Below are 14,528 nucleotides of genomic sequence, written 5' to 3' on the forward strand. Positions count from 1 at the left end.
GCGAGGGGGTCTGCAAGGCGTCCGGGCCGGGGCGGACCCTGCAGTCTAGCCTCACCGCCCTGTGGCTATACTCGGGCGCTTGATTGCCCCGGACCTGCTGCGTGCCTGAACCGTTGTCTCCGTCGCCGATGCCGGCGATCGCCATCCGGGCGTTCACCGCCACCACCGCACTCGGCCGGGGCAATGCCGCCCAGGCCCAGGCCCTGCGCGAGCGCCGTGGCGGTCTGCGCCGCAACGATTTCGGCGCGACGCCGCTGCCGACCTGGATCGGCCGCGTCGACGGCGTCGAAGACGCCCCGCTGCCCTCGGCGCTGTCGCGCTGGGAGTGCCGCAACAACCGGCTGGCGTGGCTGGCGCTGCAGCAGGACGGCGTGCAGGCCGCGCTCGACGCGCTGGTCGGCAAGTACGGCGCGGATCGCATCGCACTGGTCGTCGGCACGTCGACGTCCAGCATCGGCGCGAGCGAGGAAGGCTATGCACGGGCCGAGACCGGCGACGATGGCGTGCGCCGCTTCCCCGACGATCTGGCCCGCCCGATCGTGCACACCCCGCATTCGCTCGGCGATTTCCTGCAGCACGCCACCGGGTTGCGCGGTCCCTGCATCACGGTGGCGACCGCGTGCTCGTCGAGCGCCAAGGTGTTCGCGCAGGCGGCCCGGATGATCGAGGCCGGCCTCGTCGATGCGGCACTCGTCGGCGGCGTCGACACGCTGTGCGGCAGCGTGCTGTTCGGCTTCAACGCGCTGGGCCTGGTGTCGATCGAGCGCTGCCGTCCCTTCGATGCCACGCGTGACGGCCTGTCGCTCGGCGAGGCCGGCGGCTTCGCGTTGCTGGAACGCGCCGCGCCCGGCGAGACCGGCCTGCAGCTGCGCGGCTACGGCGAGTCCAGCGACGCCCACCATATGTCGGCGCCGCATCCCGAAGGTCTCGGCGCGACCCTGGCGATGCGCGGCGCCCTTGCACGTGCCGGCATCGATGCCGCCGAAGTCGGCTATCTCAATCTGCATGGCACCTCGACGCCGGCCAACGATTCGGTCGAAGCGCGCGCCGTCGATGCCCTGTTCCCGGCCTCGCTGCACGCCAGTTCGACCAAGGGCTGGACCGGCCACACGCTGGGCGCGGCCGGCATCGTGGAATCCGTCGTCGCGCTGCTGGCGCTGGAGACCGGTCTGCTGCCGGGCATCCTCGACAGCACGGTGCGCGATCCCGCCTGCGGCCCGCAGATCCGCTTCGACAATGCCGAGGCCGACATCCGCTACGCGATGAACAATTCCTTCGGCTTCGGCGGCAACAACTGTTCGCTGGTGTTCGGCAAGGTGGCGGCATGAGCACCGGGACCGCAGCGAACGCCCTGTCGGCGACGATCGCCGGCATCGGCTTCTGGGCCGACGGCCTGCCGGACTGGGCGACCGCACGCGCATTCGCGACCGACGGCTCGCGTCCGGAATCGGCACCGTCGCGCCCGTCGCCGCAGCTGCTGGCGCCGAACGAACGCCGTCGCGCGCCCGGCTCGGTCGCGGTCGCACTCGACGTGGCGCAGGCCGCGTGCCGGGATGCGGACATCGCGCCGGAGACGCTGCCGTCGGTATTCGCCTCGACGCACGGTGACCTGGGCATCACCGATTACATGTGCGACACGCTGGCGGCCGATCCCACCGCGATCTCGCCGACGAAATTCCACAACTCGGTGCACAACGCCGCGGCCGGCTACTGGACCATCGGCACCGGCTGCACCGAAGCGACGACCGCGATCAGCGCCTACGACGCGACCTTCGCGCAGGGCCTGATCGAAGCGATGATGCAGCTGGCGACGGGCGCGCCGGCGGTGCTGCTGGTCGCCTACGACACCGCGTCCAGCGGCCCGCTGGGCACGCTGACGCACAGCGAAGGCCTGCTCGGCGCGGCGCTGGTACTCACGCGCGACGGCGCCGGCCCGCGCCTGACCGCCACGCTGCGCGACGGCACCGATCTCGACCTGCCCGGCCCGCTCGGCACGCAGGCGCAGGCCAACGCGATGGCGCAGATGCTGCCGCTGTTCGACGCACTGGCCACCGGCGGTTCGCGCGCGGTCCTGCGCGCGGGGCCGCATCGCACGCTGTCGGTGGAGATCGACGGCGCACGCGCGGACGCGCAGTCATGACCGGCCAGCCGCATCTGCATCGCGGCAACGTCGCGATCGTGATTCCGGCGCTCAACGAGGCGCTGCGCATCGACGAGGTCGTCAGCGAAGCGCTGGTGTACAGCGAACACGTGATCGTGGTGGACGACGGCTCCGACGACGCCACGCCCGACATCGTCGCCGCACTGCCGGTCACGCTGTTGCGCCACACCCGGCGCATGGGGAAGGGGCAGGCGCTGCGCGACGGTTTCGCCGAAGCGCGCCGCCGGGGCTTCGCGGCCGTGGTGACGATGGACGGCGACGGCCAGCACCGCGCCAGCGACATTCCGCGCCTGATCGCCGCGGCCAATGCGCACCCCGACTGCATCGTCAACGGCGCGCGGCTGAAGAAGCGCGGCACCCAGCCCTGGTACCGCCGCATCGGCAACGACTTCGGCGACTGGGGCATCGCCTGGGGCTGCGGCTACCGCATGGTCGACACGCAGAGCGGCCAGCGGCTGTATCCGGCTTCGGTGCTCGCGCTCGACGACGTGCCCGGCGAAGGCTTCGTGTTCGAAGCGCAGATCCTGATTAGCGCCGCGCGCAAGCTGGGATGCGGCGTGGTGTCGGTGCCGGTGGAGACGCGCTACCACTGCGCGGATTCCGACGAGCAGTTCCGCAAGAGCCATTTCCGCCTGTTCCGCGACCTGTACAACATCACCTCGCACGTCATCGGGCAGGTGGTGTCGCATGGTCAGCTCCTGCGCGTCTATCGCGACACGCGCGCGCATCCCCCCGTGATCTACGACCCCGGCGCCGACACCGACGCCGTGCTCGCCCCCGAACCCATCCAAGGAGCAGGTTGATGCACGACGCCGCCGACACCCGTACCACCGGACCGCGCGATCACCACGCGGACGTGGCGATTCTCGGGGGCGGTCTGGCCGGCCTCACCCTGGCGATGCAGCTGCGCCAGCGCCATCCCGACCTCGCGGTGACGGTGATCGAGCGGCGCGCGCATCCGGTGCGCGAGGCTGCGCACAAGGTCGGCGAATCGAGTGTCGAGATCGGCGCACATTACTTCGCGCACACGCTGGGCCTGCGCGAGCATCTGGAGACCGAGCAGATCCGCAAGTTCGGGTTCCGCTTCTTCTTTTCCGAAGGCGCCGACAAGGTCGACCGCTGCACCGAGCTCGGCGTCAGCCAGCTGATGCCCACGCCCTCGTGGCAGATCGACCGCGGCCGCTTCGAGAACCATCTGGGCGAGCGCGCACGTGCACTGGGCGTGCGTTTCGACGACGACGCGGTGGTGCGCGGCCTCGACATCGCCGATGACGACGGCGACCACGCGGTCCGCATCGAACAGGCCGGCGAAACGCATACCGTTACCTGCCGCTGGCTGGTCGACGCCAGCGGCCGCGCAGGCCTCGTCAAGCGCAAGCTCGATCTGGCGATGGCGAACGACCACAACGCCAATGCCGTGTGGTGGCGCGTGGACGGCATCGTCGATCCCAACAGCTGGTCGCAGGATGCGCACTGGCTGCAGCGCTGCGATCCGCCGGACCGCTGGCGTTCGACCAACCACATGTGCGGCCCGGGCTACTGGTTCTGGCTGATTCCGCTGTCGTCGGGCGCGCATTCGCTGGGCATCGTCTGCGACGCGGACATGCACCCGCTCGACACCATGAACACCCACGCCAAGGCGATGGACTGGCTGCGCACGCACCAGCCACAGGTCGCCGCCAGCCTCGACAGTACCGAGCACACGCTGCAGGACTTCCTGTTCCTGCGGCACTTCTCCTACGGCGTGAAGCAGGTGTTCTCGCGCAACCGCTGGGCACTGACGGGCGAGGCCGGACTGTTCCTCGATCCGTTCTATTCGCCGGGCAGCGACTTCATCGCGATCAGCAACACCTACATCTGCGACCTGATCGAGAAGGAACGCGCGGGCACCGACATCGGCCCCTACGCCGAGCTCTACCAGCAGCTGTATTTCTCGTTCTACGAGAACACGCTCACCCTCTACCAGGACCAGTACCCGCTGTTCGGCGACGAGCAGGTCATGCCGGTCAAGGTGATCTGGGACTACACCTATTACTGGGCGCTGCTGGCGCCGTTGTTCTTCGCCGAGCGCCTGACCGACCTGGCGACGCTGGGCCGCCTGCGCCCGGCATTCAATGAAGCACGTGCGTTGAACCTGGCGCTGCAGCCGCTGCTGCGCGAATGGGGCGCGCGCAACACCGCGCGAGGCCGGGCGCCGGCCTCGCGCCTGCTCGACCAGTTCCACATCGGCTGGTTCCGCGAGATGAACAGCGCGCTCAACGACACGCTCGACACCGAAGCCTTCGTCGCCCGCATCGCCGACAACGTCGCGCGCATGCGCTGGCTGGCCGCCGAGATCCTCGGCCGCGCCCGCCAGGATCACGCCGACATCGACGATCACGGCCTCGACGCACTGCTCGCCGACACCACCGATGTGCCGGTGTCGCTGGGCGCGAACTGGTACGCCGACGCCGCCTGATCCGCCTGCCGGAGCACTGCGCATGACCACGCTCCTGTTGTTGCAGTTGGCCGTCATCCTGCTGGCCGCACGCCTCTGCGGTTGGGTACTCCGCCATTTCGGGCAACCGGCGGTGATCGGCGAGATGGCCGCCGGCCTGCTGCTCGGCCCGGTGGTGTTCGGCGCGTGGATGCCGGAGGCGCACGCCGCGCTGTTTCCCGCCGCGTCGCTGCCGCCGCTGTCGGCGCTGGCGACGCTCGGCCTGGTGCTCTTCATGTTCGTGGTCGGCGCGGAACTGCGCGCGGTCGAGGGCACGAAGGCGCAGGTGCGCGCAGCCGGCCTCGTCGGTGCATTGGGGATCTCCTTGCCGCTGGCGATGGGCCTGGCGATCTCGCCCTGGCTGCATCCGCGCTTCGCGCCGGAGGGCCTTGGCTTCTGGCCGTTCGCATTGTTCATCGCCGCCGCGATGTCGGTCACCGCGTTTCCGGTGCTGGCGCGCATCCTCAAGGATCGCAACCTCACCCAGACGCGCGCAGGCCGTCTGGCGATGAGCGCGGCGATCATCGACGACGGCTTCGTCTGGATCTTCCTGGCACTGGTGCTGACGCTGGCCGGTGGCCACACCGGTCCGGGCATCGAAGTGGCGGCGACTGGTGCGCTGATCCTGGTCGCGGTCGCGTTCCTCGTGCTCAAGCCGCTGTATGCGTGGCTTCTGAAGCGCGGCTGCGACGAAGACGGCGCCCCCACCCGCGGCACACTGGTCGCGATCCTGATCGGCCTGGTCGGCTGCGCGGCCTTCGCCGAGGCGATCAGTCTGCACGCGGTGTTCGGCGCCTTCGTGTTCGGCGTCTGCCTGCCGCGCGACAACAGGCTGGTGCACCACCTGGCCAAGGCGTTCGAACCGGTGTCGATGCTGCTGCTGATGCCGATCGTGTTCGCGCTGGCCGGCCTCAACACCACGCCCGAGGCCTTCGTCGGCGCGGGGCTTGGCGCGTTCGCGCTGATCCTGTCGGTCGCGATCGCCGGCAAGATGCTCGGCGGGACCATCGGCGCGCGGCTGTCGGGTTATGACTGGCGCGACAGCTTCGCCGTCGGGTCGCTGATCAATGCGCGCGGACTGATGGAACTGGTGGTGCTGAAGATCGGTCTGGATGCCGGCCTCATCGGGCCGGAACTGTTCACGCTGATGTTCGGCATGACCCTCGTCACGACGGTCATGACCTCGCCGCTGCTGTCGTTGTGGGCGCGCCGCGGCGAAGGCGCGGCACTGGCCGATCGGTCCAGGCCGCGCTGAGTACGGTCAACGCGCCGGCGGCGGGGTCGCCGGTGCAGGGGGCATCGCGGTTTCCGGCGGCGGATTGGCCACCCAGATCGCCACGCCGCTGGCGTACTTCTGCTGCGGGCTGATGTCCACGCCGACGCCGGCCGAGGAGAACGTGCGACCGCCGCCACGTCCCAGCCCGCCGCCGACACTGACGCCGCCGCTGCGATACCCGTCGGCCGTGCCCTGGAACAACACGCCGTTGGCACCGAGCTTGGCCGCTTCGGCGCGCAGCTTGCGCAGTACCGAATCGACCTTGTTCTGCTCGCCGTAGGTCAGCGCGCCGCTGCTGGTGTTGAGGATCGCGATCTCCTCGTACTGGCCCGGCGGCGGCCCGTGATAGATGCGAACCTGCGCCGGGTCGATCGGCGCGCGCGGCGTGCCGGTCAGCACGTGGGAGCTGGCGCAGCCGGTGACCACGACGGCGGCGAGCGAGAGCAGCATCAAGCGGAAGGCGCGCATGGCGATTTCTCAGTTCGGGTGTGCCCGGATGGGCGCCCGACGATCATCGGGCCGACGACCTGAAGCCGGCGTGGATGACGCGCGCTCAGCCGCCCTGCCCGATCCGGGCGCCGTCGACGGGGTTCCGCAGCCAGCGCTTGATGTGCCAGGTCAGCGCGCGGAAGTTCGCGTTCATCTGGAAACAGCCGCTGGTCATGCCGCCACCGCGCCCCTGCATGACGCCGTTGAAGCCCGACACGCGCGTGCCGTCCTCGTACAGCGCGCCGCGCACGCGCAGCGTCTGGGTGTGTTCGATGAACCAGTTGCCGCCCCAGATGGCATCGACGATCTCGACCTTGAGCACGCGCCCGTGCATGTCGGCCAGCGGCGTCTGCGCCGGCTCGGCGACCTTGCGCAGCTCGCGGATCAGGGCGGTGTTGAAGTTGCCTGCGATGTCGCAGTTGTCGAGGATCTCGGCATCGATGTCGGCGCCCGCGACGACCGGCACCGGTACTTCGAGACGGATCTTCTCTGCGGCTATCGCGGTGCCGGCGAGCGTGCAGCCGATCGCGATCAGACAGGTCAGCGGAAACAGGCGCATCGATCGATACTCGTCCCTGGAGAAGTGGTGCGTCAGCCCATGCCGCCGTTGACGCCGATGACCTGGCCGTTGATGTAGCCGGCCGGTTCCGAGCACAGGAACGCGACCAGCGCCGCGACCTCGTCGGGCGTGCCGGCGCGTGCGGCAGGCACGATCTGCTTGATCGTCTCCTGCGGAAACGCGTCATCGGCCATGCTGCCGGCGATCACGCCCGGTGCGACCACGTTGACGGTGATGCCGCGGCTGGCCATCTCGCGCGCCAGCGACTTCGACGCGCCGTGCAGCGCGGCCTTGGCGGCGGCGTAGTTGGTCTGCCCTCGGTTGCCGGTCACCGCAGCGACCGAGGACACGTTGACGATGCGGCCCCAGCGCTTGCGCGCCATCGGCAGCAGCAGCGGCTGGGTGACGTGGAAAAAGCCGTGCAGCGACACGTCGATGACCCGCGTCCACTGCGCCTCGGACATGCCGGCCATCGGCGCGTCGTCGTGGATGCCGGCATTGTTGACGACGACCTGGATCGGCCCCGCTTCGAGCAGCGCGTCGAGCGCGCGACGCACGGCCGCGCCATCGGCGACATCGAACACGACAGCTTCCGCGCTGCCGCCCGCCGCGACGATGTCGGCGACGACCGTCCCGGCCCGTGCGCGATTGCCGTTGGCATGGACGATGACGTGGAAGCCATCGGCGGCGAGGCGCCTGCAGACCGCGCCGCCGATGTCGCCGCTGCCACCGGTGACGAGGGCGCGACGTGCGGATGTCGTGGATTCGCTCATGTGGCGATTGTAACGAGCCGCCGACACGTGCGACGACCGCAGGATGGGCAGAGCAAGGCGAAACCCATCATCGCCATGAGCGTTCGTGCGATGGGTTTCGCTGCGCGCCACCCATCCTGCAAAGCGACTATTGCGCTGGCCCCAGCATCACCGCCGCACGCCCTTCGGCGAGCAGCACGCCATCGCAGCTGATCCGGAACGCGTACTGCTGGCTGTCCTCCGACTCCACCAGCACCTCGGCCACGCATTCGAGATCGCCGGCGAGATCGTCGACGTACGCGACGTGCAGGTGCACGCCCCGCAAGGCGACCAGCATGCCCGGCCGCACCGGCGCGCCGCTGGCCTGCCCGCGCAATCCGCCGTGCACGGCCATCGCCTGCGCGCCGTATTCGCACAGATGCAGGGCGCGCAGCCGGCCGTGGCTGCGCAGCGGGTTGTCGGCGGCGCGATGACTCGCGCTGTGCAAAGTCACGCGCGCGTCGTTCCATTCGGTGACCGCATCCCACAGGCACATCGCGCCCTGGTGCGGAATCATCGCCAGGATCGCGTCCCGATCGACGACGCTCATGGAAGCAGCTCCGCACGCGCGGCTTCGATCGCCGCACGCTGGCGCGCAACCAGCAGCGACAGCACGAAGTTGCACAACACGCCGAGCGCGACCGTGCTGCCGATCGCGCGCAGCACCGGAATCGACGACAGCGCGAGCAGGCTGAAGACCAGCAGGGTCATCAGACTGCAGACCAGGATCGCGTGCAGCGTGCGGATCTGGTCGGCACGATCGTCGCCGGCGTGCTCGAAGAACAGCGCGTAATCGAGGCCGAGGCCGGCGGCGAGGATCAGCGCGACCAGATGGAACAGGGTCAGTTCGACGCCGGCCAGTCGCAGCACGGCGACGATCACCAGCAAGGTCAGCAGCGTCGGCAGCAGCACGCGCCAGACGCGGCGCGGGCTGCGCAGCGCGATCCACACCGTGCCGACCAGCAGCACCAGCGCGACGGCCATCGCCGCGAGCACGCGGCCGCGGTATTCGACCACCAGCGATTCGGACGCGGCCTTCATGTCGAGCAGGCGCACGTCGACATCGGCGGTGCGCGCCTGCGCGGCGAGTGCCTCGACATCGGCCGGATCGTCGAGACCGCTCAGCGAGACCAGCGCGGTCGAGCGGTCGTCGTGCTCGAGCAGCAGGCCCGACACCGCCGTCGCCAGCGGCGAGCCCTCCAGATCGGCGCGGGTAAGGGACGCGGCCGATTTCGCGCGGGCGACGTCCTCGACGAAGGGTTCGAACGCATCCTCGTTGAATTCCGAACCGGCCAGTGCCGCGGCGAGCATCGTGCGCAGCGTCGCGTCGTCCGGCAGCGCGGCCTGTCGTGCGCGCTGGACGTCCGCGGCGGGCAGATAGCGCGCGGCCATGTCGTAGCCGTCGAGATGCCCGTCGGCGACCAGCGCATCGAGCGCTGGGCGCAACGCCGCCGTCGCGTCGAGCACGGCATCGCTGCCCCGCGCCTGCGCGACCAGCACGTAACGCACGTCCGGCGCGCCGAGTTCGGCGCGCAGCTCGGTGTCGCGCTGCATCGAGGCCGGATCGACCGGCGTCAGCTTCGACAGGTCGTTCTGCCAGAACACGCCGGGGCTCCAGGCGATCGCGGCGACGGCGGCGAGTGCGAGGACCGCCAGCGACCACTTCGGTCGCGGCAGCGCCTCGATGCGATGCCACAGGCGCTGCAGGCGCGGCGAATCGGCGAGATCCGGCGGCGACGGGTCGACCAGACCCGGCAGCAGATAGCGCGTGGTCAACGCGGCGATGCCCAGCGCAAAGATCGTGAACACCGCGAGCTGGCGCAGGCCGTCGACGCCGGAGAACAGGAAGGTCGCGTAGGCGATGCAGGTCGCGACGACGCCGGTCGACAGCGCCGGCCACAGCCCCCGCACGTTGCGCCACGGCGACAGCCCGGCGCGCTGGTGGCTGAAGAAGTGGATCGGATAGTCCTGCACCACGCCGATCAGGGTGAAGCCGAAGGCGATGGTGATGCCGTGTACGCCGCCGGGGAACAGCAGCGCCACCGCGGTGAGGCCGGCGATGCCTGCACTGGCGAGCGGCAGCACGCCGAGCAGCGGCATCTTCCAGCTGCGATAGGCGATCAGCAGCAGCAGGATCAGGCCGATGGTGTCGACCATGCCGATGCGCTGCGCCTCGGCCTGCGTGCGGCCGCCGATGTCGACCGAGAACGCACCCGGACCGACGACGTCGAGGGTCGCGGTGCTGCCGGCGGCCTGCGTGGCGAAGGTGTCGCGGATGGTGCCGACCGCGTCGAGCTGGCCGGTCGGATCGAAGCCCGCCGCGCGCGTTTCGACCAGCAGCAAGGCCTGCGTGCCGGCCTTGTCGAACCACACGTCGTGCAGGCGCTGCGGCGCGCCGGCCGGCTGCCAGGCCTCGGCGAGCGCGAGGACTTCCAGCGTGGGATCGGATGGTATCAGGGGCTCGACGAGCCCCGCGGCGGGGGAACCGAGATCCTGCAGGCGCGCATCGAGCGCCTCGCGCAGCGTGTCGGCGTCGAGCGGCGCGGCGTCGAAGCTCGACGTCAGCAGATAGCGGTACGGCAGCAGGTCTTCGGGAAACGCATCGAGTCCGGCTTCGCCACCGTTGGTGACCAGCGTGTAGCGCGGGTCGTTGACCAGCGCGTCATGCAGTGCGCGCGAACGGTCGGCGAGTGCTTCGGGCGCTTCGCCCGAGATCGCCAGCATCAGCAGGCGCGAGCCCGGCCCGTCGCCGAGTTCCTCCATCAGCAGCCGCTGTTCGGGCGTGCGCGCATCGGGCAGGAAGCGGCGCAGGTCGCCGCTGAACTCCAGTCGGGCGCTCGCGAGCCAGCCCAGTGCGAGCAATGCCAGCAACCACAGGGCGGCCAGCGTCAGCCGCAGGCCGGGGCGCTGCAGCAGGCGGTCGCGGAATCCGGGCCGCCCGCTCAACGCGGGACGTCGTGGCACAGCCGCTGCGCGGCGTCGAGCGAGTCGACCGCAGCGGCGGCGGTCGCGGCGCTGCCGAGCAGCGTCGGTTGCGCATCCCCCTGCTTCGGGCGCGTCTCGATGCAGCGCAGTTCGGCGTCGCGGCCGCGCAGCACGATGGCGGTCACGCGACCGGCCAGGCGGGCATCGCGCGGGCTCAGGGTCAGCGTCCAGTCCGCCGGCACGCCGTCGGCCTCGAGGGCGTAGACGGTTTCCAGCGCCTTGCGGTCCCCGGCCAGCAGCGCACCGAAGCTGCCCTGCAACGCAGCGAGCTCGGGCACGCGCGCCAGCGAGAACGTGCGCGCAGCGCGGCCCTCGCGGGCGATCGTCGCCTCGGTGCCGCGGATGGTCGTGGTCTCGACGTAGGGCGTGCGCACTTCGCGCACCAGCGTGTCGGCGTCCGGGCGGCGGTATTCGCCCGAGAGCACCAGCGGGCGCTTGAGCATCGACGACACGCGCAGCTCCACGAACGGCGTGGCAGTGGCGCCGTGCTGGGTCAGGCGCTGCAGGATCCAGTCGGCGTCCACGCTGCGCGGCGCGACGGCGGCCGGCGCCGGCACGCGGTCGCGCGACTGGCTGGCGCGCTGGGCGCCGTCAGCGCTCTGGGTCGCCGACCAGGCCGGCGCTGCGAGCATCGCCAGCAGCAGGCAACCCGCCTGCCACCGGTGCGGAAACGTGCGGGGCATCGGCGCCATTCCAGAAGTCATAGAAGTTGAACCAGTTGTAGGGAGCGCTGCGGGCGTGATGTTCGAGGCGCGCGGCATAACGGTGGATGAGCGCGGACACGCCCGCCTGGCGCTCGCGACGCGGCAGGTCGATGCCGTCGCTGAAAGGCTCGAACACCAGGTCGTAGCGGTTGCCCCCACGGTACAGGCCGAAGGCCAACATCACCGGCGCCTTCAGCACCGAGGCGAGCAGCCAGGGCGCCACCGGAAACGGCGCCGGCGCACCGAGGAACGGCACCGGCAGCGTGGCGCCGCCCTCCTGGCTGCGGTCGACCAGCAGCGCGACCATCGCGCCCTGCGCCAGGCCGTCCTGGATCGCCAGCGCCACCGACGGGCCGTCGGCACCCGCGTCGATGACGGTCGCGGCGACCTCCGGGTTGAGCGCTTCGAGCAGCTCGGTCATCGCCTGACCGTGCGCGCGGTCGAGCACGACGCGGATCTTGTAGTCGGGCCGCTGGCTGGCGAGCACGCGCAACACTTCGAAACTGCCCAGATGCGAGCCGAACAGCAGCACGCCGCGGCCCGTGTCCAGATGCCCGTGCAGGATGTCCAAGCCCTGCGCGTCGACGTCGAAGCGACGCGTGTTCTCGCTGAGCAGGAACAACCGGTCCAGGATGGTCGCCGCGAAGGTGCGGAAGTGCCGCGCGACCTCGCCCAGCCGCGCGGGCCGGCCGAACATGCGCGACAGGTAGCGCCGCGAATCGCGACGTTCGGCACCCCGGCGGATCATGAAGTACAGCGAGATCGGATACAGCAGCGCGCGTGCCGGCGCCCGTCCGCAGTTCGAGGCGAACACCAGCAGCGATCGCAACGCCAGCCGCCCGCCGCCCTCGCGGCGCGCCTTCCACGCGCTGCTCATGCCTGCGCGAGACCGTCGGCGACGACGTCGCCACTGGCGAGCAGCACGCCCGCGCGCTCCACGCGGAAGCGCCAGCGCGGCGCGCCGTCGCGGCGCATGTCCTCGAGCACGATCGCCGCCGCTTCCCCCGGCAGCAGCGGCTGCACGAACTTCACCTGCGGCAGTCGCAATGCGTCCTGCGGGCCGTATGCGGCTTCGATCGCGTCGATGACCCGGTCGAGGATCACCACGCCCGGCACCAGCGGCCGGCCGGGAAAATGGCCGGGCAGGCAGGGATGCGCGGCATCGACGACGAACACGTGCGACGTCATCGCTCAGCGCCTGCCGAGCATCGCGGCCACGGCGTCCTGCGCTTCGCGGGCGACGGCCTGCCGGCCGGCGGCGCCGGCGCGGCCTTCGACACGGATCGGCGTGCCCACGGTGGCACGCATCGGGCCGCGGCAGGTGCGGAAGAAGCCGGTCGGCGGCAGCACCTTGCCGGTGCCGTGCAGCGCGATCGGCAGCACGTCGACGCCGGCGTCGATCGCCGCCTGGAACGACCCCGACTTGAACTCGCCCAGACGGCCGTCACGCGAGCGCGTGCCTTCGGGAAACAGGCACAGCGACTTGCCCGAACCGAGCAGCCCGCTGACCTGGCGCCGCAGCAGCGGCCCGGCGCGGCGGTCTTCGCGGCTGATGAAGAGCATGCCGGTGGCGCGCGCGTAGGTGCACAGGAACGGCACGCGGCGCATCTCGTCCTTGAGCAGGAAGCGCAGCGGCACCGGCACGGCCATGAACAGCACGCAGATGTCGAGCAGCGATTCGTGGTTGGCGACGACGAGGTAGGGGCGGTTCCAGTCGACCGCTTCGGCGCCTTCGACCGTCAGACCACCCGCGGGCCCGACCAGACCCGGCGCCCAGTGCGTGCGCGCCATCTCCAGCGCGAGCTCGGGCCGGCCGGTCAGCGCCTGCCGGATCAGGGACACGCTGATCCAGCCCGCCGTCCATAGCAGGGTGTACAGGCATTCCAGGACGTTGATCGCGCGTGCGGACAGGGCCGCGAACGCCGCGGCCCCGGTTGCGGCACGGGTCTGTCGGTATTCCATCGGGCGACAAGGATATCGCGTGTGACAGCCGCAAATCGCGCCGTTTGCGTTCAGGCGCCGGCTTCAGCGCAGCAGATCGCGCCAGAACATCGGGCCGAGCCCGGCCAGCTTGCGCAGAAATCCGAGAAATCCGTCATAGCGACCGGGGAACCGCCGCTTGCGGTACGCGAACTCGACGATGAAGAACCCGCCGATGACGCCGTAATTGAGCAGGTTGGCCCACAGCGACCACTGCTCCTGGGTGATCGGCAGCGGCGAGGGCACGCCCAGGCTCTCCAGCAGGCCGGACGGACTGGCGATCAGCGCCAGCGTCAGGCTGGCGCCGGCCATGCCCAGCAGCACGATGGCCCAGGCCGCGGTCAGGCCGCGGGTATAGCGCTGCAGATCGGGCGCGAGCGCGGCGGCATCGCCGGCCTCCTCGATGCCGACCACGATCCGCGTGATCAGCGGCACCGAGCCGGGCCTGAGCGTGCGCGCGAAGATCCATGCGATGCCGACCACGAACACCACCGGCACCAGCAGCAGCGGCAGCGCGGCATGGCCCGCGTCGTAGAGCCCCCACGCGCCCCAGAGCAACAGGGGCGTCGCGACGAACGCCAGCGGGCGCCGCGCCAGCAGCGGCTCGACGACGAACATCGCGATCAGCGCAACGAGTGCGCCGAGCGCGAGGCCGTCGTGCTGGAAGACGCTCGCCAGATGCGCCAGGGCCGTGTATCCGAGCCCCAGCAGCAGTTGCAGCAGCAGGATCAAGTGGTGCGGTGCTGCTCGACGTGCGCGGAGAGCGCACGCAGCGAGGCGAAGATCTTCCGGTTCTCGTCGTTGTCCGAGCGCAGCTGGAAGCCGTAGCGCTTGCTGATCGCCAGCGCCAGCTCCAGCGCATCGATCGAATCCAGACCCAGGCCAGCGTTGAACAGCGGGGCTTCGGGATCGATGTCGGCCGCCTGCACGTCCTCCAGGTTCAGACTCTCGACCAGCAGGTCGGCGAGGGCGCGTTCGGCTTCGGTTTGGGCGGACATCGGGACTTCCGGGACAGGACTGGGGTGCAACGATCCGGCATCGGCACCGCGCGTGCAAGCGCTGCGGACCGCCTACGGGGCTTGCCGCTATCATGCGCGACTGTCCGCA

16 protein-coding genes are annotated in these 14,528 nt (G+C 70.5%); 5 read left to right on the top strand and 11 right to left on the bottom strand.

Annotated features, from left to right (window positions below):
• The first annotated feature begins 128 nt into the window (after positions 1–128).
• The 5 genes from E2F49_RS09810 to E2F49_RS09830 are packed head-to-tail and all read left to right on the top strand — an operon-like array spanning position 129 to position 5,892.
• Positions 129–1,328 carry a beta-ketoacyl-[acyl-carrier-protein] synthase family protein gene (locus E2F49_RS09810; protein WP_133394095.1) on the top strand — a complete coding sequence of 400 codons (1,200 nt, stop codon included), beginning with the start codon at positions 129–131 and terminating at the stop codon, positions 1,326–1,328.
• A complete protein-coding gene (locus tag E2F49_RS09815; protein ID WP_133393730.1) occupies positions 1,325–2,140 on the top strand; it encodes a beta-ketoacyl synthase chain length factor in 816 nt (271 codons plus the stop codon). Before E2F49_RS09810 ends, E2F49_RS09815 begins: the two co-directional genes overlap by 4 nt.
• Entirely contained in the window at positions 2,137–2,964 is an 828-nt protein-coding gene (locus E2F49_RS09820) for a glycosyltransferase family 2 protein (RefSeq protein WP_133393731.1), read from the top strand. Before E2F49_RS09815 ends, E2F49_RS09820 begins: the two co-directional genes overlap by 4 nt.
• Complete coding sequence (locus tag E2F49_RS09825) at positions 2,964–4,619, top strand: NAD(P)/FAD-dependent oxidoreductase (protein ID WP_133393732.1); 1,656 nt, start codon at positions 2,964–2,966, stop codon at positions 4,617–4,619. The genes E2F49_RS09820 and E2F49_RS09825 overlap by 1 nt, the downstream gene beginning before the upstream one ends.
• 16 nt (positions 4,620–4,635) lie before the next feature.
• On the top strand, positions 4,636–5,892 hold the full coding sequence (locus E2F49_RS09830; protein ID WP_133394096.1) for a cation:proton antiporter: 1,257 nt from the start codon (positions 4,636–4,638) through the stop codon (positions 5,890–5,892).
• A 6-nt stretch (positions 5,893–5,898) separates the two neighbouring features.
• Here E2F49_RS09830 and E2F49_RS09835 read toward each other — a convergent pair whose 3' ends face one another.
• The 11 genes from E2F49_RS09835 to E2F49_RS09885 all read right to left on the bottom strand — a co-directional run bounded on the left by E2F49_RS09835 (position 5,899) and on the right by E2F49_RS09885 (position 14,419).
• The gene (locus E2F49_RS09835) at positions 5,899–6,381 is read right to left on the bottom strand and encodes a hypothetical protein (RefSeq protein ID WP_133393733.1); all 483 of its coding nucleotides are present in this window, start codon (positions 6,379–6,381) and stop codon (positions 5,899–5,901) included.
• Between the two features lie 85 nt (positions 6,382–6,466).
• Positions 6,467–6,961 carry a hypothetical protein gene (locus E2F49_RS09840; RefSeq protein ID WP_133393734.1) on the bottom strand — a complete coding sequence of 165 codons (495 nt, stop codon included), beginning with the start codon at positions 6,959–6,961 and terminating at the stop codon, positions 6,467–6,469.
• Positions 6,962–6,993: 32 nt separating this feature from the next.
• Positions 6,994–7,734, bottom strand: coding sequence for a 3-oxoacyl-ACP reductase FabG (gene fabG, locus E2F49_RS09845; RefSeq protein ID WP_133393735.1), 741 nt, complete (start codon positions 7,732–7,734; stop codon positions 6,994–6,996).
• 127 nt (positions 7,735–7,861) lie between these two features.
• Positions 7,862–8,302, bottom strand: a complete 441-nt coding sequence (locus E2F49_RS09850; RefSeq protein WP_133393736.1) for a hotdog family protein — start codon at positions 8,300–8,302, stop codon at positions 7,862–7,864.
• Positions 8,299–10,698 (bottom strand): MMPL family transporter, encoded by a 2,400-nt coding sequence (locus E2F49_RS09855; protein ID WP_243713558.1) that lies wholly within the window; start codon positions 10,696–10,698, stop codon positions 8,299–8,301. The genes E2F49_RS09850 and E2F49_RS09855 overlap by 4 nt, the downstream gene beginning before the upstream one ends.
• Positions 10,695–11,420, bottom strand: a complete 726-nt coding sequence (locus E2F49_RS09860) for a LolA-related protein (RefSeq protein WP_243713559.1) — start codon at positions 11,418–11,420, stop codon at positions 10,695–10,697. The genes E2F49_RS09855 and E2F49_RS09860 overlap by 4 nt, the downstream gene beginning before the upstream one ends.
• Positions 11,329–12,318 (bottom strand): lysophospholipid acyltransferase family protein, encoded by a 990-nt coding sequence (locus E2F49_RS09865; protein WP_055251395.1) that lies wholly within the window; start codon positions 12,316–12,318, stop codon positions 11,329–11,331. The genes E2F49_RS09860 and E2F49_RS09865 overlap by 92 nt, the downstream gene beginning before the upstream one ends.
• Positions 12,315–12,629: an ApeI family dehydratase gene (locus E2F49_RS09870; protein WP_133393737.1), complete on the bottom strand. Its 315-nt coding sequence runs from the start codon at positions 12,627–12,629 to the stop codon at positions 12,315–12,317. Before E2F49_RS09870 ends, E2F49_RS09865 begins: the two co-directional genes overlap by 4 nt.
• Positions 12,630–12,632: 3 nt before the next feature.
• Entirely contained in the window at positions 12,633–13,403 is a 771-nt protein-coding gene (locus tag E2F49_RS09875; RefSeq protein WP_082387669.1) for a lysophospholipid acyltransferase family protein, read from the bottom strand.
• Positions 13,404–13,466: 63 nt separating this feature from the next.
• Positions 13,467–14,153 (bottom strand): COG4648 family protein, encoded by a 687-nt coding sequence (locus tag E2F49_RS09880; RefSeq protein WP_243713560.1) that lies wholly within the window; start codon positions 14,151–14,153, stop codon positions 13,467–13,469.
• Complete coding sequence (locus tag E2F49_RS09885; RefSeq protein WP_055251389.1) at positions 14,150–14,419, bottom strand: phosphopantetheine-binding protein; 270 nt, start codon at positions 14,417–14,419, stop codon at positions 14,150–14,152. Before E2F49_RS09885 ends, E2F49_RS09880 begins: the two co-directional genes overlap by 4 nt.
• Positions 14,420–14,528 lie beyond the last annotated feature (109 nt).

Source organism: Luteimonas terrae, from assembly GCF_004358165.1.
In the GTDB taxonomy this organism is placed as follows: Bacteria; Pseudomonadota; Gammaproteobacteria; order Xanthomonadales; family Xanthomonadaceae; genus Luteimonas; species Luteimonas terrae.

Coding starts and splice junctions, on each gene's coding strand:
- E2F49_RS09870 (WP_133393737.1), bottom strand. CDS start 12,629: ATGACGTCGCACGTGTTCGTCGTCGATGCCGCGCATCCCTGCCTGCCC.
- E2F49_RS09860 (WP_243713559.1), bottom strand. CDS start 11,420: ATGCCCCGCACGTTTCCGCACCGGTGGCAGGCGGGTTGCCTGCTGCTG.
- E2F49_RS09820 (WP_133393731.1), top strand. CDS start 2,137: ATGACCGGCCAGCCGCATCTGCATCGCGGCAACGTCGCGATCGTGATT.
- E2F49_RS09810 (WP_133394095.1), top strand. CDS start 129: ATGCCGGCGATCGCCATCCGGGCGTTCACCGCCACCACCGCACTCGGC.
- fabG (WP_133393735.1), bottom strand. CDS start 7,734: ATGAGCGAATCCACGACATCCGCACGTCGCGCCCTCGTCACCGGTGGC.
- E2F49_RS09875 (WP_082387669.1), bottom strand. CDS start 13,403: ATGGAATACCGACAGACCCGTGCCGCAACCGGGGCCGCGGCGTTCGCG.
- E2F49_RS09815 (WP_133393730.1), top strand. CDS start 1,325: ATGAGCACCGGGACCGCAGCGAACGCCCTGTCGGCGACGATCGCCGGC.
- E2F49_RS09840 (WP_133393734.1), bottom strand. CDS start 6,961: ATGCGCCTGTTTCCGCTGACCTGTCTGATCGCGATCGGCTGCACGCTC.
- E2F49_RS09825 (WP_133393732.1), top strand. CDS start 2,964: ATGCACGACGCCGCCGACACCCGTACCACCGGACCGCGCGATCACCAC.
- E2F49_RS09835 (WP_133393733.1), bottom strand. CDS start 6,381: ATGCGCGCCTTCCGCTTGATGCTGCTCTCGCTCGCCGCCGTCGTGGTC.
- E2F49_RS09885 (WP_055251389.1), bottom strand. CDS start 14,419: ATGTCCGCCCAAACCGAAGCCGAACGCGCCCTCGCCGACCTGCTGGTC.
- E2F49_RS09865 (WP_055251395.1), bottom strand. CDS start 12,318: ATGAGCAGCGCGTGGAAGGCGCGCCGCGAGGGCGGCGGGCGGCTGGCG.
- E2F49_RS09850 (WP_133393736.1), bottom strand. CDS start 8,302: ATGAGCGTCGTCGATCGGGACGCGATCCTGGCGATGATTCCGCACCAG.